The organism is Prochlorococcus sp. MIT 1306, from assembly GCF_047304515.1.
In the GTDB taxonomy this organism is placed as follows: Bacteria; Cyanobacteriota; Cyanobacteriia; order PCC-6307; family Cyanobiaceae; genus Prochlorococcus; species Prochlorococcus marinus_D.
Genome location: NZ_CP138959.1, coordinates 1,164,762 through 1,183,813 on the forward strand (window position 1 = coordinate 1,164,762; position 19,052 = coordinate 1,183,813).

Sequence of the window (19,052 nt, forward strand, 5' to 3'; positions counted from 1 at the left end):
TGTGCGTTTCCTTTTCCTTTTGAAAGTCTCTGACCCATGAGTGCCCAGGCCAAGGCGATCCGCAACATTGCAATTATCGCTCACGTGGATCACGGCAAAACAACCTTGGTGGATGCCCTCCTCACTCAGTCCGGGATCTTCCGAGACAACGAGGCTGTACCCACATGTGTCCTGGACTCCAATGATTTGGAAAGGGAACGGGGCATTACGATCCTTTCAAAGAACACGGCCGTTACCTACGACGAGACGCGTATCAACATTGTTGATACGCCTGGGCATGCTGATTTTGGTGGTGAGGTTGAGCGAGTGCTTGGCATGGTTGATGGCTGTTTGCTGATCGTTGACGCCAACGAGGGGCCTATGCCACAGACGCGTTTCGTGCTCAAGAAGGCGCTTGAGCAGGGATTGCGGCCAATTGTGTTCGTAAACAAGATTGATCGTGCGCGGGTGGATCCTGAAACCGCTGTCAACAAGGTCCTCGATCTGTTTGTTGAACTCGGTGCAGATGATGACCAATGTGATTTCCCGTACTTGTTCGGCAGTGGAATGGGAGGTTTTGCCAAGCCAGATATGGCAACTGAAAGTCAAACAATGAAGCCACTATTTGATGCCATCCTGCGTCATGTTCCACCACCTGTTGGAGATGAGAACAAGCCTCTTCAGCTACAGATCACTACTCTCGATTATTCAGACTTCCTGGGCAGGATTGTGATTGGTCGGGTCCATAACGGGGTTATCCGTAATGGTCAGAGTGCTTCGTTGATCAAGGATGATGGCAGCATTAAGCGTGGCCGAATTAGCAAACTACTCGGTTTCGAAGGGTTGCAACGGATTGAGATACAAGAAGCTGGAGCGGGAGATCTCGTTGCTTTAGCCGGTTTCGATCAAGTCAATATTGGCGAGACCATTGCCTGTCCAGATGAACCAAAAGCTTTACCTCTAATCAAGGTGGATGAACCCACTTTGCAGATGACATTTGTCGTCAATGATTCACCCTTTGCTGGCAAAGAAGGCAAATTCGTCACTAGCCGGCAGCTGCGAGATCGTTTACGCAAGGAATTACTCACCAATGTTGCCTTACGCGTTGAGGACACTGATTCTCCTGATCGTTTTGCGGTTAGCGGACGTGGTGAGCTACACCTGGGCATCCTGATTGAGACCATGCGCCGCGAGGGTTTTGAGTTTCAGGTAACCCAGCCTCAGGTGATCTTCCGAACAATTGACGGCACTCCTTGCGAGCCCGTTGAGACCTTGGTGATGGATGTGCCAGAGGCAGCCGTTGGCTCCTGCATTGAGAAGTTGGGAGTGCGTCGGGGTGAAATGCAGAACATGGAAACCGGTAATGACGGTCGCACCCAGCTTGAATTCGTTGTTCCTTCTCGAGGGTTGATCGGTTTCCGTGGTGAGTTTGTACGTGCTACCAGGGGTGAAGGAATTATGAGCCACTCTTTTTTTGAATATCGCCCAATGTTGGGTGAGTTTGATGCTCGTCGGAATGGTGTTCTGATTGCTTTTGAGCAGGGCACTGCGACCTTCTACGCACTCAAGAATGCTGAGGGTCGAGGTCAGTTCTTCATCTCTCCGGGTGTCAAGGTTTATAAGGGGATGATCGTTGGCGAAAACAGTCGGCCTCAGGATCTGGAGTTAAACGTTTGCAAGGCCAAACAACTCACAAATATTCGCTCTGCTGGTGCAGAAGAACTCGATACCTTGCAGACACCTGTTCAGATGACCCTTGAACGTGCTCTTGAGTACATCGGTCCAGATGAGATGCTTGAAGTCACCCCAGAATCCATTCGCTTACGCAAGTTGCCTGCCAAGAAGATGGCCAAACGCTGAAGCTCTTGATGGAGAAATTCCAGCCTACTGATCTGATCAATGATCCACGTTTTCAACTAGCCGTGGAGCTTTTTAATAAGGCCGATTGGTACCCCGCTCATGACGCCTTTGAGGAGCTTTGGCATGAGACATCCGGTCAAGCACGCCAGACCATCCAAGGGGTACTTCAGGTTGCTGTTGCCCAACTTCACTTGCAGCGCGGAAATCGTCGCGGGGCAACTCTTCTTTATGGTGAAGGCCTCGGGCGTCTAAAAGCTCTAGGAACTCCAAACCTGGGTTTTGACCTTGATCAGCTCTGCACCTGTGTGGAGAATCGCTTGCAACGGCTTCAGCAGGGACAAGATCCCGACGAGTGCACTGTCCCAGGCCTGATCTATGACAGCTCAGTTTCTGAGTAAATTAACCATCAAGATTTGGATTGTTCCGCTTTGGCTGCTCTTGTTCAAGTCATGACAAGGAGTTGGCAAGTTCATCTCGCCATAGCGACAGCGTTTGTTGGAATGTCTACCCCTGCGGTTTTAAGCCAGGAGGGCAGCCCTTCTGCTCCGGTAGAAGATGGCGGTTGGATCACGATCGAATCAGATATCCAAAACGCAGACAGCGTCACAGGGGTTTTCACCGCCATCGGCAACGTTCGCATCGTTTATCCAGCCCGAGGCATCGTTGCTACCTCTAGACAGGCTCAGTACTTCAGCAAAGAAGATCGTGTGGTACTTACCGGAGATGTTGATGTGATTCGGGACGGGGAAAATTCCATGCAGGCTGAGCGAGTTGTCTATCTACTCGAAGAGGAGCAAGCGGTAGCAGACCCAAGCACTGGTGCGCAAGTGTTCACTTCTGTGCAACTTGATTCCAACAATCAGGCAGAGGCACCTTTGGCCCAATGAGTCTTTGTTTAGAGCAGGTGGCGCTCACCATGGGAGGGCGTCACCTGGTAAAAGATGTCTCCTTGCGCCTTGATCCAGGCGAAGTTGTTGGCTTACTCGGTCCCAATGGTGCCGGCAAGACAACAACGTTCAATCTTGTCATCGGTTTGTTGCGTCCTGATTACGGGCAGGTGCAACTTGATGGACAGCCAGTGGCGGATTTGCCGATGCCCAATCGAGTTCGTCTAGGTATCGGTTATCTCCCTCAGGAACCAAGTGTGTTCCGGCAGCTCAGCGTGCGACAAAACCTTGAGCTTGCGCTCTCTCAAAGTCATTTAACAACTCATCAGCGTCGGGAGCGTCTCGAGCAGTTGGTTGAAGACTTTCATCTCAACTTGTTCTTGGACCGTCGTGGCTATCAACTTTCCGGCGGCGAACGACGTCGCTGCGAGGTAGCACGTGCCTTGGCGGTAGGCCTAGAAGGTCCCACCTACCTCTTGCTTGATGAACCCTTCGCTGGTGTTGACCCCATGGCAGTGGCGGACCTCCAGGTTTTGATTCATACCCTCCGGGAGCGTGGCATGGGAATCCTGATCACTGATCACAATGTCCGTGAAACCCTTGCCATCACTGACCGCTCTTACATTCTTACGGAAGGCAGCATTCTTGCTTCAGGCCGTTCTGAAGAAGTGGCAAACAACCCCTTGGTGCGGCGTCACTATCTCGGGGAGGGTTTTCAGCTTTGAGCAAATGGCGCCTTGGAAAGTTGAAAGACGTTGATTCTTGGCCTTGGAAGTGGTGGCGCTGGGCTTCGTCCAAGTGGAGGCTGATCCCGCTGCTGGATCGATGGCTTTTAGGTGAGTTAATACCCGTATTGCTGTTTGCCATAGCGGCCTTCACGGTGGTTTCCGTCTCAGTGGGGGTGATGTTTGATTTGGTGCGCAAGATTGTTGAGTTTGGATTGCCTCTGCATTTTGCATTGCAGGTTTTTAGCTTGAAGTTACCTTTCTTTCTGGTGATTTCTTTTCCGATGGCCACCTTGCTGGCCACCTTGTTGGCTTATAGCCGTCTTTCTTCTAACAGCGAATTCACGGCTTTGCGCAGCCTCGGTGTAAGCACCAGACGAATCGTTGCTCCAGCATTGGCATTGGCATTATTGATGACAGGGCTAACTTTTATCTTCAATGATGTCATTGTTCCAAGAACAAATAGTAGTGCTGAGGTGACAATAAAGCGTGCTCTTGGCAAAGCAATTGCCACAGAGAAAGGCAAACATGTTGTTTATTCCCGATTCGGAACGATTACTGGCGCAAAAGCTGAAGATAGGAATCAAGGGCTTTCTCAGTTGTTTTATGCAAGGGAATTCCTTAAGGGAGAAATGGAGGATGTCACAGTGCTTGATTTATCTCGTCTTGGTTTTACTCAGATGTTGAAGGCCGAGCGGGCTATTTGGAATGAGCAGGAGGCGATGTGGGAATTTTTTAACGGCAATATCCTTACTCTCACACCAAGTGGCAGTACCACTTCAGTTGAATTTGATCGCTATCTCTACCCCCTAACATCAGGCCCAATTCGTGTAGCCAAACTCCCTAAAGATGCCAACAACATGACTGTTGCACAGGCAATGGAGGCTGCAAGTATTTATACCGATGCTGGCAACCGTAAAGAGGCAAGGCGTTTGAAGGTGCGTATCCAAGAAAAATTCACTTTCCCGATGTCCTGCCTGGTGTTTGGCCTGATTGGCAGCAGCCTTGGAGCAAAACCTAATTCTCGTACCAGCCGGACCCAGGGATTTGGCATCAGTCTCTTATTAATTCTTGCTTATTACACGCTTAGCTTCAGCTTCAGTTCTCTAGGCGTTACGGGCACTTTGACACCGATGTTGGCAGCGTGGATCCCTGTTTTTATCTCTTTGGCAGGTGGCGGTCTGTTGCTGCGTCAGGCCAGTGGTTGAACTGCAGCGGCAGAATAAGAGAGTTGTCGCAGGGTCCTGGTGTTTGGAGTGACGTTGGCTGAGCTTTCCGCCTCGCTAGGGGATCCTGTTTTGGCTCTTGGTTTGGCTGCATTTGCCCTACTTCTGTTGGCCATACCAATCTCTTTTTGGATGGTTTCAGGAGGTAGCAATTCTGCTGTTGTGACACTTCTGGTGGCTCTTGCCAATTTGGTTCTTACCGCTCAATTGGTTTTGCGGTGGTGGCAGTCGGGTCACTTCCCGATCAGCAACCTTTATGAATCCCTCTGTTTTCTGGCCTGGGCTTGCACACTTGCGCAGCTATTGGTGGAACGTTCCTTGTCTTCCCCGATTGTTTCAGCTGCTGCAACACCAATGGCTTTGCTTTGTGTGGCTTTTGCCAGCTTTGCATTACCAGAAACTCTTCAGGAGGCCTCTCCTCTAGTACCGGCTCTTCGCTCCAGTTGGCTTGTGATGCACGTGAGCGTGATTATGTGTAGTTACGCTGCCCTGCTTGTTGGTTCTTTCTTATCAATGGCGGTTCTATTTACTGATCGCCAGCAAACTTTGGAGCTACGCAGCAGTTCAATTGGAACAGGTGGTTTTCGTCAGGCAAAGCTAGCCACATCTGCTATGGATCAAAATGATGGCCTGCGCCTGAATTCAATCAACTTGAGCCGCACTGAACAGTTGGACAGCCTTAGTTATCGCACGATTACGGTTGGCTTTTTGTTGCTCACGCTTGGCTTGATCAGTGGTGCCGTTTGGGCCAATGAGGCCTGGGGGAGTTGGTGGAGTTGGGATCCAAAGGAGACCTGGGCTCTAATTTGTTGGATGGTTTATGCGGCGTATCTGCATACACGTTTCAGCCGTGGCTGGAGCGGGCGACGTCCAGCTTTAGTTGCCGTGGCAGGCATCGTTGTGATCGTTGTTTGTTATATCGGTGTGAATTTATTAGGGATTGGTTTGCACAGCTACGGCTGGTTCTTTGAAGCCTAATTTTCTCATATTGATCTGTTCTTATTAGCAACAAATCCCCACAAGGCTAATAGAAAATAGATGCAGGTTTTGCTGCATCATTTACTTCAGACCAGAACACCTTCAGGACGTTTGCTATTACGGATGCCTCGGATAGCTTCAGCGTAGTCGGGCTGATTGAACACGCCAGACCCGCTCACAATCGCATTGGCGCCAGCTTCGATCACTTTCCAGGCATTGTCGGCCTTGATCCCTCCATCGACTTCGATCCAGGGATCGAGACCCTGTTCGTCGCAAATGCGACGCAGGTCGCGGATCTTTTGCACTTGATTGTCGATGAAGCTTTGCCCGCCGAAGCCTGGGTTGACGCTCATGATCAGTACTAGATCACATAGCTCCAGGCAGTACTCAAGGGTGTCCAGAGGTGTGCTTGGGTTGAGTACTGCTCCTGCTTTCTTGCCGAGATCCTTGATTTGCGCAAGGTTGCGGTGAAGGTGTGGGCAGGCTTCAACCTGCACATAGATGTGATCTGCACCAGCTTTTGCGAAATCTCCTACATACCTTTCTGGTTCCACGATCATCAGGTGGACATCTAGGGGCTTACTGGTCACAGGCCTTAGTGCTTCAACGATCAGAGGACCAATCGTGATATTTGGCACGAATCGGCCATCCATGACATCCACATGAATCCAGTCTGCGCCGGCTTGATCTACAGCCTGCACGTCTTCTCCTAGGCGGGAGAAATCGGCAGAAAGGATCGAAGGTGCAATTACCAGGGGCTTCGTGCTCATCGATCGGGGTTGGGGAGTGGGCGATTCTAGGAATCGGCTGTATGGGCATTCTCGTTGTTGCCTGCACTGATACAGTGAGCAGCGCTTTAGAGCCGAGAACCCCTGCGGCATCGGGTCCTTTCACATGATCAGCGTATAACGCTGACCCGTGAATTCAGTCCAGCCCTGCTCGTTTCTTTGGTCGTCACACCCATCCCCACCGCCGCATACCAGTGGATCGCACTCTTATTCAGGAAATTCTCGAGGTCGTTGAGCAAGCGGCCATTGCGTCGGCACATCTGACTGGTCTCGGCAAGAAAGACGAAGCCGATGCAGCAGCTGTGGAAGCCATGCGTAAGCGGATGGGACAAATCCAAATGCAGGGTCGCATCGTCATCGGTGAGGGAGAACGCGACGAAGCCCCGATGCTTTATATCGGCGAAGAGGTTGGCAGCGGCAGCGGCCCAGGCGTTGACTTTGCTGTCGATCCCTGCGAAGGCACCAATCTTTGCGCCAACAACCAGCGAGGTTCGATGGCTGTACTAGCCGCCTCTGATCGCGGTGGCCTTTTCAATGCTCCTGACTTTTACATGAAAAAATTGGCGGCCCCCCCGTCAGCGAAAGGCAAGGTGGACATTCGCAAATCTGCCACCGAGAACATCAACATCCTTAGCCAGTGTCTTGGGCTTGCCGTGAGTGAACTCACCATTGTCGTGATGGATCGAGCTCGTCACAAAGGCCTTATATCAGAGATACGTGCCACTGGTGCACGTGTTCAACCCATCTCAGATGGGGATGTTCAAGCCGCAATTGCCTGCGGGTTTGCCGGCACCGGCACCCACTGTCTAATGGGCATCGGTGCTGCTCCTGAGGGTGTGATTTCAGCTGCCGCAATGCGTGCCCTCGGTGGTCATTTTCAGGGCCAGCTGGTGTATGACCCCGCCATTGCTCAAACCAGTGAGTGGGCCGATTACACCAAGGAAGGCAACATTGCCCGCCTCAATGAGATGGGCATTACTGATGTTGACAAGATCTATGAAGCCGAAGAACTGGCTTCCGGCAACAATGTTGTTTTTGCTGGTAGTGGGATCACTGATGGACTGTTGTTCCATGGAGTTAAGTTCGAGCCTGACTGCACACGCACTAGCAGCTTGGTGATCAGCACTCTCGACAACACAGCTCGGTTTACCAATACCGTGCATATCAAGGATGGAGCTAAGAGCATCGCTCTGAGCTAACCATCCAAGACAAGCAAGATCTAAGGGACGTCTCCATGCACATTGCCGTCGTCGGCTTAAGTCATCGCACGGCGCCGGTGGAAATCCGTGAAAAGCTCAGCATCCCTGAGCAAACCATGGAGACCTCCCTGCAAACTCTTCGCGGCAACGATCAAGTCCTTGAGGTTTCGATCCTTAGCACCTGCAATCGGCTTGAGATTTACACCTTGGTACGTCATCCGGAACGAGGTATCTCAGCCATCAGTGATTTTCTAGGCCAACATTCTGGTTTGGCAACGGAAGATCTTTCCCCCCATCTGTTCAACTTTCATCACGATGAAGCAGTAGCCCACTTGATGAGGGTGGCTGCTGGTCTGGACAGTCTGGTTTTAGGAGAAGGACAGATCCTTTCCCAGGTGAAGAAGATGGTGCGATTGGGGCAGGAGCACAAATCCATGGGCCCGATTCTTAACCGTCTGCTCACTCAGGCAGTGAGTACTGGCAAACGAGTTCGCAGTGAAACCAATCTGGGTACGGGGGCTGTCTCAATTAGTTCTGCGGCTGTGGAGTTAGCCCAACTGAAACTTGGCCAGGCGCAAGGGGAAGATCAGTTGATGACTCTGGAGTCTGAGTTGGTCGCAGTGGTGGGTGCGGGCCGGATGAGCCGACTACTGCTTCAACATCTTCAGGCGAAAGGTTGTTCCGGGGTGATGTTGCTGAACCGCACGCGGCAACGAGCTGAGGATCTATCCGCTGATTTCCCTGAGCTCCCCGTTGAGTGTCGACCCCTTGATGATTTGAACCATTGTCTAAGCACCTGTTCACTGGTATTTACCAGTACGGCTGCTGACGATCCAATTGTTGATGCATCTCTGCTCAAGCAGCTCAAGCGCCGCAGTTTTCTTCGTCTGATTGACATCGGCGTGCCGCGCAACATCGCCTCAGATGTTGTCGATGTACCCGGTGTTGAGTCCCATGATGTGGATGATTTGCATGAGGTGGTGTCTCGTAATCAGGAGGCCCGCCAACAGATGGCCAAAGAAGCAGAGGTTGTGCTCCAGGAAGAGACGCGTCTGTTTTTAGAGTGGTGGGACAGCCTGGAAGCTGTGCCAACCATTAATCGCTTGAGGGCGACCCTTGAGGCTATTCGTGCAGAGGAATTACAAAAAGCGCTCAGTCGGATGGGGCCTGATTTCTCTGCTCGTGAGCGCAAAGTCGTTGAGGCTTTAAGCAAAGGAATCATTAACAAAATTCTCCATACCCCAGTCACTCAGCTACGGGCTCCTCAGGCTCGTCCAGAGCGGCAACAGGCTCTGCGTGTGGTGGCGTGTTTGTTTGAGTTAGATCCACCACTAGAGGATGGGTAGTTCTATGCCAAATACTGATTGCGTCTTGATTTGCAGAAGTCTTGTTGGATCTTCGCAGCAGAGAGCTTTAGATGGCCAACCGTCCGGTAAGTTTGCTGCGCAACGCCGATTTGCGGGGGCAGCATGAAGCGTGTTTTGGCCATCATTCTCGGGGGAGGAGCAGGAACGCGCCTCTACCCCCTCACCAAGATGCGGGCCAAGCCGGCCGTACCTCTTGCAGGCAAATATCGTCTGATTGACATCCCAATCAGTAACTGCATTAACTCCAGCATCAACAAGATGTATGTGTTGACGCAGTTCAACAGCGCTTCTCTGAATCGGCACCTTGGACAGAGCTACAACCTCAGTGCTGCCTTTGGTCAAGGTTTTGTAGAAGTTCTTGCCGCACAGCAGACCCCAGAAAGTCCTTCATGGTTTGAGGGGACTGCGGATGCAGTTCGTAAATATCAGTGGTTGTTTCAGGAATGGGATGTTGATGAATATCTGATCCTCTCTGGTGATCAGCTCTACCGTATGGATTACAGCCTTTTTGTGGAGCACCATCGTCGCTCAGGTGCTGATCTCACAGTGGCAGCGCTTCCCGTTGATGCAGAGCAGGCTGAGGGATTTGGTCTAATGCGCACGGATAGCGATGGAAACATCAAGGAGTTCCGTGAAAAGCCCAAGGGTGAATCCCTGAAGGCCATGGCCGTCGATACCTCTCGATTTGGCTTGTCAGCTGAGTCGGCAAGGAACAAGCCCTATCTCGCCTCAATGGGGATCTATGTGTTCAGTCGCGCCACTCTCTTCGATTTGCTGCATAAGAACCCTTCTCACAAGGATTTCGGCAAGGAGGTGATTCCTGAGGCCCTGGCTCGAGGTGACCGGCTGCAAAGCTATGTGTTCGATGAGTACTGGGAAGACATCGGCACGATAGGAGCTTTTTACGAGGCAAATTTGGCTCTTACCCAGCAGCCCAATCCACCTTTCAGTTTCTATGACGAGAAGTTCCCGATCTATACAAGACCCCGTTATCTACCGCCAACCAAACTGGTCGATGCGCAAATCACGGAATCGATTATTGGAGAGGGATCCATCCTCAAATCCTGCAGTATTCACCATTGCGTCCTTGGTGTGCGAAGCCGAGTTGAGAGCGATGTGGTCCTGCAAGATTCCCTGGTGATGGGCTCTGATTTCTATGAATCATCCGAAGAACGCACTCTTCTAAGGCAAGGAGGAGGCATCCCGCTCGGCGTTGGCCAAGGCACCACCGTGAAGGGGGCGATCCTCGACAAGAACACACGCATCGGCAACAACGTCACGATCGTCAACAAGGATCACGTTGAGGAAGCCGATCGTGCTGATGAGGGCTTCTACATCCGCAATGGGATCGTGGTAGTGGTCAAAAATGCCACCATTTCTGATGGCACCGTGATTTGATGCTGCCCGAGGCTGAATCAACACAAGATCCAAGTAGTTTTTTTGGAAATTTTGGTGTTGATCTCTACGGTTTCTTATCTAAAGCGAGGATGGTTCAACCCTGACATAGCTGTACAGATCACAGCAGATTGGAGTTGCTGTGGTCACACTGACGCCAGTTGATCGTTTCACTGGCGATGTCCAAGGCACATTTCGGTTTGATCGGTCTTGGCGTGATGGGCGAAAACCTTGTGCTCAATGCAGAGCGCAATGGTTTTTCTAGTGTCGTTTACAACCGCACCTACGCCAAAACAGAGGAGTTCCTTAAAGGGCTTGGGTCTGATAAAGCCATTCAGGGTGCCAAGGACCTTCAAGATTTCGTCGACAAGCTCGAACGACCCCGTCGAATTCTGATGATGATCAAGGCAGGTTCGGCTATTGATGCCGTTATTGAGCAGATCTCCCCTTATCTGCAGGAAGGTGATCTACTCATCGATGGTGGAAATTCCGAATTTCGTGATACCGAGCGACGTGTCGCCGACTTAGAGAGCAAAAGCTTTGGATATATCGGGATGGGTGTCTCCGGTGGGGCTAAGGGGGCACTTGAAGGGCCGAGCATGATGCCAGGCGGAACAAAAACCTCCTATGAGGCGATTGAGAGCCTTGTTTGCAAGATGGCTGCCCAAGTGGAGGATGGTCCCTGTGTGACCTACATCGGTCCTGGAGGTTCTGGGCATTTCGTTAAAACCGTCCACAACGGGATCGAGTACGGCATTGAGCAGATTCTTGCCGAGGCCTATGACCTGATGAAGCGTGTTGGTGGCATGACCGGTACCCAGATGGCTGATGTCTTGGCGCAATGGAATGCCACAGAAGAGCTCTCTTCTTATCTGGTTGAGATCACCGAAGTGTGTTTGCGCACCAAGGATCCTGACGATGGCAGTGACCTTGTTGAGAAAATTATGGATCAGGCAGGCCAGAAGGGAACTGGTCTATGGACCGTTGTCAGTGCCTTGGAGTTAGGAGCTTCAGTGCCAACCATTTACGCCTCTCTGAATGGCCGTGTGATGAGCTCAATGAAGCCTCAAAGAATTGCCGCTGAGCAGATTTTGCATGGGTCAGCGATCAAACCATTTGATCTTGGCAGTTCCGCAGATGGCATGGCGCCGCTCATGGACGCCGTCGTGTTGTCTTGCATGGCTAGTTACGCGCAGGGCATGGAGCTACTGCGTATAGCTTCTGCTGAATACAACTACAACTTGCATTTGCCCTCCATCGCGCAGATTTGGAAGGGTGGCTGCATCATCAGGTCCCGTCTGCTGAAGCGCATCCAGGATGCCTTTAATGCTGACCCTCAGCTTTCCAACTTATTGATCGATCCTTGGTTCGCAGAGCAAGTGAGCCGTCGCCTACCGGGCCTAGCAAAGGTGGTAGCCGGCGCAGCTGAAGCCGGTATCCCAGTGCCTTGCTTCAGCAGCACGCTCGATTACATCAATAGCTATCGCACGGCACGATTACCACAGAATTTGGTGCAGGCCATGCGCGATTGCTTCGGCTCACATACCTACCAGCGGGTTGACAAAGAAGGAACCTTCCATACTGAGTGGCTGGACTGAGGAGATCGTGATGACGACCTACAAAGTTGAACGAGCGAGCGACCCTGAGGATCTGGCACGTCGCGCCGCCCAGAGGATCGCATCTCATATTGATCTGGTACTTGATCAGCGTGATCGCGTTCAGATCGCTCTCTCGGGAGGGAGCACCCCCGCTATTGCTTATAGGTTGCTTGGTCAGGAGCGTCTGCCCTGGGATCGTGTGGATGTTTTCCTGGGCGATGAGCGCTGGGTTGATGCCAGTGATGAAGCCAGTAACGCCCGCATGCTTCGTGCAACACTTCTTGCTGAAGGCCCTGGATCGCAGGCTGCGTTTCATCCCGTGCCAACGGTGAAGCTGCCAGACCCTGAGGCCAGTGCCGAGGCCTACGCGAAACTCGTGCAGGAAACCTGTGCAGGTGATCCGCCGGTATTTGATCTAATGGTTTTAGGACTTGGTGAAGATGGCCATACAGCCTCTCTTTTTCCAGGAACGGATGCCCCCGCCGTTGTTGATCGCTGGGCGACTGTCGGTAGAGGGAAGGGACTAGAGAGAATCACTCTCACCGCACCGGTGCTCAGCTCTGCACGCGAGGTGATCTTTCTTGTGAGTGGTGTAGGGAAGCAGGTTGCCCTGAAGCGCTTATTGGATTCTGCTGAATCAGCTGAACGCACGCCTGCCCGCTTGGTTCAACCTCGTTCACCGATATTGGTCTTGGCAGATGTGGCTGCTGCGGCTGAATTGTGAGTGGTAAGAACTATTGCTTGCATTAGTTCAGTTCTACCTAGCATTCTTCTGTCTTCTTAGGAAAACTGACTCAAAGCAGGGAGCCAGTATATGAAGATTAAAAAAATTTCTATGCCTTTCTAAAATATAGAATTCATTTTAGATATACCTTATTTTCAAGGCAAGGAGGTTCCTGATATGGGGAAAAAGAATAGAAAGAGTAAGGGTAAAACAATATCAGCAGAATGGAAGGCAGAATATGAGTATTTCACAGATTGAGGAGATTTCTTGCTCAAATGGAAAAAAGAGAGGATCTCAGCGAGTTACGAATGGAGCTTTGAAGTAGACAAGAAAGGTTACATGAAAGGGGTCGTATACTATGACAATGATGACAATGGCGAATACAATAAAAGATACGACGAAAAATTGGCACACTAAAAGGAGATCGCTGGGAAATAGCCGAACTGCCCGACTACTCCTTTGGTGATGCGAAAATATATACAAAGTCAGGCAAGTTAACTCTCTGGGATGACGATGGAGACAAAATTGCTACTGGGAAGATTTCCGATCCTGGTGACTTTTTCTAAATAAACTGTAGTTTAAAGCCTGAAGCTTATCTAAGAATAATCAAATATTTTCAGTTTCTCTTTCAATTCAATCATTTACTCTTGCTTTTGAAGAAAAGATGCAATCCTCACCATGGAGCTGCCGCCGCAAGCCTCCGTTCAGGTTCAACTGAACGACTTCAACTCCTGGTCTAGCTTGAACGACACAATTATGGGCGGATCCAGCCAGGCTGCCTGTCGAGTGACCTCCGAGGGCCTGATCCTAGAAGGAGAACTTGTTGAACAGGATGGCGGCTTTGTCAGTTGCCGTTCACCCCTGTTGAACCCTCCTCTTGATCTTTCCAGCTATCGAGCCTTACAGGTGGAGGTGAATGGAGACGGTCGCACCCTAAAGCTTGCACTCGGCTCTCGCAGTGGGCTCTTTGGCCTCACTGAGCGTTTTTATGGTGGTTTGCGATGGGTCGCTCAATTGCCGACTAAGGCTTCTGGTACGACATCCATTGAAATCCCATTCAGCTCACTCAAACCTACGGTGCTTGCCCAGCCGTTGGCTATGCCTCTGCGCTTGATTCGCTTTGATGCATCAAGTATCAACCAAGTGCAATTATTGCATTCTAAGTTTGGTCAACCAGGAGAACTGAACCCAGAATTCCGCCCTGGCCCAATTCGAGTTTTACTGCGATCGATCAAAGCAATTCACTGATTCATTGAAAATTTTTTAGTATTAAAATGGCCATATGCATTCAGAGGGTTTTGTGTTTTTTTGCCTAATCAAATACAGCCCACTAATTAAATGTATTGTTGAATCCATTGGGGATAGATGATCAATCCAGCATAGTGATTGAATTCCTTTCAATAGTAAAATCTTGCTTAGAAATAGCCTAAGCTTTTTTCACCTCCTAGATTCAGCTGAGAGCCTTGACAGGCAATGAAATCCAACAGACTGCGCAAAATTGGTCGGTCCTCGTGGCCTCAGCGGCTGATGTCTGTTTGAAGCCCTGGCTTCATGCTGTTGTGCTCACAGATGTTGCTGATGTCGATAATCAGAAGCCTGGATCTACGCCCGATCTAACATCGGCTCAATCTGTTGATCTCATTGTTCGTATTGAATGCCGAAACCGAGAAGGTGACCGCCTTCCAGAGCATGACCTTGAACTTGAGATCTATCGCAGCGGCAACGATCTAAATCTGATGTTGACTTGGTGTGAACTGCCTGATCGTCCAATGCTTTGGCAAGGGCAGCATCCCGTTTGGATGGATGGCAACAGTGGCCAACGCTGTCAGCCGCCTGAGGATGGAGCGCCAATGGAATCGTTTGCTCGTAGGTTGAGAGCACTGCTGGTATTGCCTGAGCAGAGCTAGTTGATTAGAGATCAGGCTGGTCTGTGACAGCACCCTTGCTGGAGCTACTCACCATTCGGGCATATTTACCGAGAACTCCTGTTTGATAACGCGGCTGTGGTTTTTTCCATGCGCTGGAGCGACGCTCCAATTCATCGTTCTCGATATTGAGTTGGATCAGCAGTTGATCGGCATCGATAGTGATGCTGTCGCCTTCCTGCACAAGGCCAATCATGCCGCCGACCGCTGCTTCCGGTGCCACGTGACCCACAACTAAACCATAGGTACCTCCGCTGAAGCGTCCATCTGTGATCAGGGCCACCTTGTCACCAAGGTCTGCACCGACGATGGCGGATGTAGGAGCAAGCATCTCTCGCATTCCAGGCCCGCCAACCGGGCCTTCGTTACGTATGACGACGACATCTCCCGCCTTCACCTTGTTGTTGAGAATGGCAGCAAGGCAGGCCTCCTCGCTTTCAAAAACCCTTGCAGGCCCGGTAAGTACAGGGGTTTTGATCCCGCTGATCTTGGCCACGCATCCTTCGCTGGCCAGATTGCCTTTAAGGATCGCCAGGTGCCCCTTGGCATAGACCGGTTTCGAGAGGGGATGAATGACGTCTTGATCTGCTGAAGGCTCGGATGGCACATCCTTGAGCAGTTCTCTCAAGGTTTTACCTTCCACATTGCGGCAGTCTCCATGGAGTAAACCTGCATCGAGCAACTGTTTCATGACTTGGGGAATGCCGCCAGCTTTATGCAAATCAACAGTCACGTAACGGCCGCTGGGTTTTAGATCACAAATCACCGGTACACGCTGGCGGATGCGCTCGAAGTCGTCGATGCAAAGGTCTACGCCTGCGCTACGGGCAATCGCAAGCAGATGCAGCACTGCATTGGTGGAGCCGCCCACTGCCATGACAACGCTAATCGCGTTTTCAAATGCGTTCTTGGTGAGTAGATCGAGGGGACAGATATTTGCCTTAATGGCATCCACAAGCACTTCAGCACTACGGGCTGCGCTATTTGCTTTTTCCTCATCCTCTGCAGCCATCGTTGAGCTGTAAGGCAAACTCAATCCCAATGTTTCAATCGCGGCTGACATCGTGTTGGCTGTGAACATGCCACCGCAACTTCCTGCTCCTGGGCATGCGTTCTTCTCGATAGCGGTGAGTTGCTCCTCGTTAATCTTGCCGCTGGCATGCTGGCCAACAGCTTCAAAGGCGCTGACTACCGTGAGGTCGCGGTTAGCCAATTTTCCTGGTTTGATCGTTCCGCCATAGACAAAGACACCTGGGATGTTCATTCGGGCCAGGGCGATCATGGCTCCAGGCATGTTTTTGTCACAGCCACCGATTGCTAGGACGCCATCCATGCTTTGGGCGTTGCAGGCTGTCTCGATCGAATCAGCAATCACCTCGCGGCTTACCAGGGAATATTTCATCCCTTCGGTGCCCATAGAGATGCCATCACTGACGGTGATGGTGCCGAACATCTGGGGCATTGCACCGGCCTGGCGGGCTGCTTCTTCTGAACGTCGCGCCAGGTCATTAAGACCGATGTTGCAAGGAGTGATCGTGCTGTAGCCGTTGGCTATACCGATGATTGGTTTATTGAAATCTTCGTCGCCAAAGCCCACTGCGCGAAGCATGGCTCGGTTGGGAGAGCGTTGAGTTCCCTTTGTGATGGCGGCAGATCTGAGCATGGTGACGACTGGGGCACTCAGTCGCCAACCTAACGACCACTCAGGTCCTCGCCCCTAGATCTTCAAGCTGTCTGCGCACATCTGCAATGGCGGCATTGAGTTGTTCCACTCGATGTTCCAGGTGTTGACTGTTGTTCTCGGGATGAGAGATGGCCTCCAGGGCCTCTGATCCGTCCTGCATGCGAGGAGCGTGAAGCATGGCTCGTTGGTGGCGACTGCGTTGCCGGCGTTCTGCCTCAGAAAAAAGCCACCAGGCAAGTCCGGCAGCGCCGAGTACGGCACCGCTGATCAGGGAGGTGAGGCTGCCGGTTGCCGGCTCGCGATGCTGGCCCATAGATACTGGATCAGTTTTCAAAGTCTAGGTCGTGCCTCCGGTTCTAGTGTTTAGACGTAAAACCGGATTACCAATACCTGGACTAATCTCACCATCTTCAGTGAGTTCGGGGTCAATACAAGCGGTGTGAATCGTGAGATTAGGCATCATTTCGCCAAGTTGTTTGAGGCCTGGACTTGATGCCAGAACAGTGATCACCCTTAACCGGCGAGCCTCGATTTCTTGAGTCTGCAGAAGCTTCAGGATGGCTAATAAACGTTCACCACTAGCAATCTGATCCACAAAAACAATCACCCCGGCATTGGTTTCAATGTTGTCGGGCACCCCACCAAGACATAGTTGTGAACTGGGTAACACCCGTCGTGCTCCTTGCCAAAGATCAAGGCCCCCGGGCAGCAAGGGAATGCTCAGCAATGGCACGTTGGACTCAACTAGCGTGCCTTCTGTCTGCGCTTGAGATGTGGTTACCATTTCACGGCGGTGGGGCAACCAATCCCGCAGGGCTTCATAGGTAAGCCAGCGACCAAGTTCCTCCAAGCCTGTGGCATAGAGCGCTGGCGGTGTTGTGGTGTTGCGCAGCAATGTGAGCCAGTGGGCGATCAGTGGATGGGGGGGGACCACTACCCTTAGGGTCATTGGCATGACGCGTGGATTGGCCGGCAATTGCCATAACGTGACTGCTCAAACTACTGGCTCATTGCAATTTTCTAGTTTCATGAATCTCTCTCCCTGTTGGTGGAACCGTTGTCGAGCAGTGTTGCTTAGCGGCCTTGTGATTCTTGTGTTGGGTTTAACAGAGTCACCTGTGATGGCAATCATCCCTCCTGAATTCAGAGGAGGCCAGGCCATTGAAGAGATCTCTAAAGACATGCACGGACGTGACCTCAAGGAACAAAACTTTCTCAAGGCTGACCTGCGCGGCGTTGATCTCAGTGAGGCCGACCTTCGTGGTGCGGTCTTTAACAGCAGCCAGCTGCAAGAAGCTGATCTGCAAGGGGCTGATTTGGAAAATGTGGTGGCTTTTGCTAGTCGTTTCGATGGAGCCGATCTCAGGGGAGCCAACTTCACCAACGCCATGCTGATGCAGAGTCAATTTAAAGATGCCCTTATTGAAGGAGCTGATTTCAGCAATGCTGTGCTTGATCGTCGCCAGCAGAATGAGCTTTGCTCCAGAGCAAATGGCACCAATGCCGTTAGCGGCTCCAACACTGTTGACAGCCTTGGCTGTCGTTCTTGATCCCCAACCTGCATAGGCCTGCCTTGATTTCAAAGCGTCTACCCGTCACGGTTTTGACTGGTTTCCTTGGAGCTGGAAAGACCACCCTGCTACGTCATCTGCTCACTCATGGGGGGCAGCGTTTAGCGGTCATGGTCAATGAATTTGGCACGGTTGGTCTTGATGGCGATTTAATCCGTAGCTGTGGCTTTTGTCCGGAGGAGGAGTTGGATGGTCGAGTCGTTGAGCTCAATAACGGTTGTCTCTGCTGCACAGTGCAGGAAGACTTTTTACCCACCATGGAGACCTTGCTGAAACAGGCGGATAAGTTGGATGGAATTATCGTTGAAACCAGTGGACTTGCTCTGCCTCGCCCCCTCTTGAAAGCGCTCGACTGGCCTGCCGTACGCACTCGAGTTTATGTGAATGGAGTGGTCACAATGGTGGATGGTGAAGCCCTCGCAGCGGGTAGCCCCGTTGGGGATCCTGCCGGGTTGGAACGACAGCGACAGGAGGATCCAAGCCTTGATCATCTCAGTGCTGTTGAAGACTTATTCACTGATCAGTTGGAAGCTGCTGATTTGGTATTGATCAGTCGAGCGGATGTTGTCTCCAATGTCGACCTCCGCAAGCTCAAGAGCGAACTTGCTGAACAGGTACGCCTTGGCACGTCAATGATGCCGATCAGTCATGGCCAAGTCGATCCTGCTGTGGTATTGGGTCTCAGTACTGCAGACAATGGCTACCAACAAAAGAGCTCGCCTAAACAATTTGGCGATGACCTAATCGACGATACTGCCATTGATGTCGATCATCATGAAGATGATCATCATCATGACCACAACCATGTGGAGATGGTGAGTGGCAATGTACGTTTTGAAGGTTCTGTTGATCGGGCTACGGTTGAAGCACTTCTGCCTGAGTTGGCAACACTTCATCAGGTTGTACGCCTAAAAGGTCGCTTATGGCTACCGGGCAAAGCTTTACCCCTTCAGCTGCAGATGGTTGGCCCAAGGCTTAGCAGTTGGTTTGAGGCTGCTCCAGAGAACGCCTGGCATCCTGAGGAGGCGGGCATTGATCTGGTGGTGCTTAGTTTTGAAAAGCAAGCAGCTGAAGCGATTCGCTTTGGTCTTGAAAGCTCTTTGATGTCAGATATTGTCTAAGGGAAGTCAACTGATTAAGCAGCTC

The 19,052-nt window shown here is 51.4% G+C and carries 19 protein-coding genes; 15 read left to right on the top strand and 4 right to left on the bottom strand.

Annotated features, from left to right (window positions below):
- Positions 1-36 precede the first annotated feature (36 nt).
- The 6 genes from typA to ccsB are packed head-to-tail and all read left to right on the top strand — an operon-like array spanning position 37 to position 5,655.
- Positions 37-1,839: a translational GTPase TypA gene (gene typA, locus SIB74_RS05940; RefSeq protein ID WP_063395791.1), complete on the top strand. Its 1,803-nt coding sequence runs from the start codon at positions 37-39 to the stop codon at positions 1,837-1,839.
- 8 nt (positions 1,840-1,847) lie between these two features.
- The gene (locus SIB74_RS05945; protein ID WP_063395790.1) at positions 1,848-2,237 is read left to right on the top strand and encodes a DUF309 domain-containing protein; all 390 of its coding nucleotides are present in this window, start codon (positions 1,848-1,850) and stop codon (positions 2,235-2,237) included.
- A 51-nt stretch (positions 2,238-2,288) separates the two neighbouring features.
- The gene (locus SIB74_RS05950) at positions 2,289-2,726 is read left to right on the top strand and encodes an LptA/OstA family protein (RefSeq protein WP_063395998.1); all 438 of its coding nucleotides are present in this window, start codon (positions 2,289-2,291) and stop codon (positions 2,724-2,726) included.
- Entirely contained in the window at positions 2,723-3,451 is a 729-nt protein-coding gene (lptB, locus tag SIB74_RS05955; RefSeq protein ID WP_063395789.1) for an LPS export ABC transporter ATP-binding protein, read from the top strand. Before SIB74_RS05950 ends, lptB begins: the two co-directional genes overlap by 4 nt.
- Positions 3,448-4,659, top strand: coding sequence for an LptF/LptG family permease (locus SIB74_RS05960; protein WP_063395788.1), 1,212 nt, complete (start codon positions 3,448-3,450; stop codon positions 4,657-4,659). The genes lptB and SIB74_RS05960 overlap by 4 nt, the downstream gene beginning before the upstream one ends.
- A gap of 39 nt (positions 4,660-4,698) precedes the next feature.
- The gene (gene ccsB / locus SIB74_RS05965) at positions 4,699-5,655 is read left to right on the top strand and encodes a c-type cytochrome biogenesis protein CcsB (protein WP_063395787.1); all 957 of its coding nucleotides are present in this window, start codon (positions 4,699-4,701) and stop codon (positions 5,653-5,655) included.
- 86 nt (positions 5,656-5,741) lie between these two features.
- Here ccsB and rpe read toward each other — a convergent pair whose 3' ends face one another.
- Positions 5,742-6,425, bottom strand: a complete 684-nt coding sequence (gene rpe, locus SIB74_RS05970; protein WP_063395786.1) for a ribulose-phosphate 3-epimerase — start codon at positions 6,423-6,425, stop codon at positions 5,742-5,744.
- Between the two features lie 212 nt (positions 6,426-6,637).
- Here rpe and glpX point away from each other — a divergent pair, with 212 nt between their 5' ends.
- From glpX to SIB74_RS06005, 7 genes are all read left to right on the top strand, one after another.
- Positions 6,638-7,642: a class II fructose-bisphosphatase gene (gene glpX, locus SIB74_RS05975; RefSeq protein ID WP_063395785.1), complete on the top strand. Its 1,005-nt coding sequence runs from the start codon at positions 6,638-6,640 to the stop codon at positions 7,640-7,642.
- A gap of 35 nt (positions 7,643-7,677) precedes the next feature.
- On the top strand, positions 7,678-8,988 hold the full coding sequence (locus SIB74_RS05980) for a glutamyl-tRNA reductase (protein WP_063395784.1): 1,311 nt from the start codon (positions 7,678-7,680) through the stop codon (positions 8,986-8,988).
- A gap of 123 nt (positions 8,989-9,111) precedes the next feature.
- Positions 9,112-10,407: a glucose-1-phosphate adenylyltransferase gene (locus tag SIB74_RS05985; RefSeq protein ID WP_063395783.1), complete on the top strand. Its 1,296-nt coding sequence runs from the start codon at positions 9,112-9,114 to the stop codon at positions 10,405-10,407.
- A 176-nt stretch (positions 10,408-10,583) separates the two neighbouring features.
- The gene (gene gndA / locus SIB74_RS05990; RefSeq protein WP_063395782.1) at positions 10,584-12,002 is read left to right on the top strand and encodes an NADP-dependent phosphogluconate dehydrogenase; all 1,419 of its coding nucleotides are present in this window, start codon (positions 10,584-10,586) and stop codon (positions 12,000-12,002) included.
- A 10-nt stretch (positions 12,003-12,012) separates the two neighbouring features.
- Positions 12,013-12,726, top strand: coding sequence for a 6-phosphogluconolactonase (gene pgl / locus SIB74_RS05995; protein ID WP_063395781.1), 714 nt, complete (start codon positions 12,013-12,015; stop codon positions 12,724-12,726).
- A 678-nt stretch (positions 12,727-13,404) separates the two neighbouring features.
- Complete coding sequence (locus SIB74_RS06000) at positions 13,405-13,974, top strand: CIA30 family protein (RefSeq protein WP_063395780.1); 570 nt, start codon at positions 13,405-13,407, stop codon at positions 13,972-13,974.
- Between the two features lie 263 nt (positions 13,975-14,237).
- Positions 14,238-14,633 carry a hypothetical protein gene (locus SIB74_RS06005; protein WP_231906058.1) on the top strand — a complete coding sequence of 132 codons (396 nt, stop codon included), beginning with the start codon at positions 14,238-14,240 and terminating at the stop codon, positions 14,631-14,633.
- A 4-nt stretch (positions 14,634-14,637) separates the two neighbouring features.
- On the opposite strand, the gene ilvD is transcribed toward SIB74_RS06005, so the two are convergent.
- The 3 genes from ilvD to SIB74_RS06020 are packed head-to-tail and all read right to left on the bottom strand — an operon-like array spanning position 14,638 to position 17,290.
- Positions 14,638-16,314, bottom strand: coding sequence for a dihydroxy-acid dehydratase (gene ilvD / locus SIB74_RS06010; protein ID WP_063395779.1), 1,677 nt, complete (start codon positions 16,312-16,314; stop codon positions 14,638-14,640).
- A 40-nt stretch (positions 16,315-16,354) separates the two neighbouring features.
- Complete coding sequence (locus tag SIB74_RS06015; protein ID WP_011826325.1) at positions 16,355-16,648, bottom strand: hypothetical protein; 294 nt, start codon at positions 16,646-16,648, stop codon at positions 16,355-16,357.
- Between the two features lie 24 nt (positions 16,649-16,672).
- Positions 16,673-17,290, bottom strand: coding sequence for a uracil phosphoribosyltransferase (locus tag SIB74_RS06020; protein ID WP_063395778.1), 618 nt, complete (start codon positions 17,288-17,290; stop codon positions 16,673-16,675).
- On the opposite strand from SIB74_RS06020, the gene SIB74_RS06025 reads away from it, so the two are divergent.
- Complete coding sequence (locus SIB74_RS06025; RefSeq protein ID WP_063395777.1) at positions 17,289-17,885, top strand: pentapeptide repeat-containing protein; 597 nt, start codon at positions 17,289-17,291, stop codon at positions 17,883-17,885. The two genes, SIB74_RS06020 and SIB74_RS06025, sit on opposite strands and share 2 nt — an antisense overlap.
- Before the next feature lie 26 nt (positions 17,886-17,911).
- Complete coding sequence (locus SIB74_RS06030) at positions 17,912-19,027, top strand: GTP-binding protein (RefSeq protein ID WP_063395996.1); 1,116 nt, start codon at positions 17,912-17,914, stop codon at positions 19,025-19,027.
- Positions 19,028-19,052: the final 25 nt, after the last annotated feature.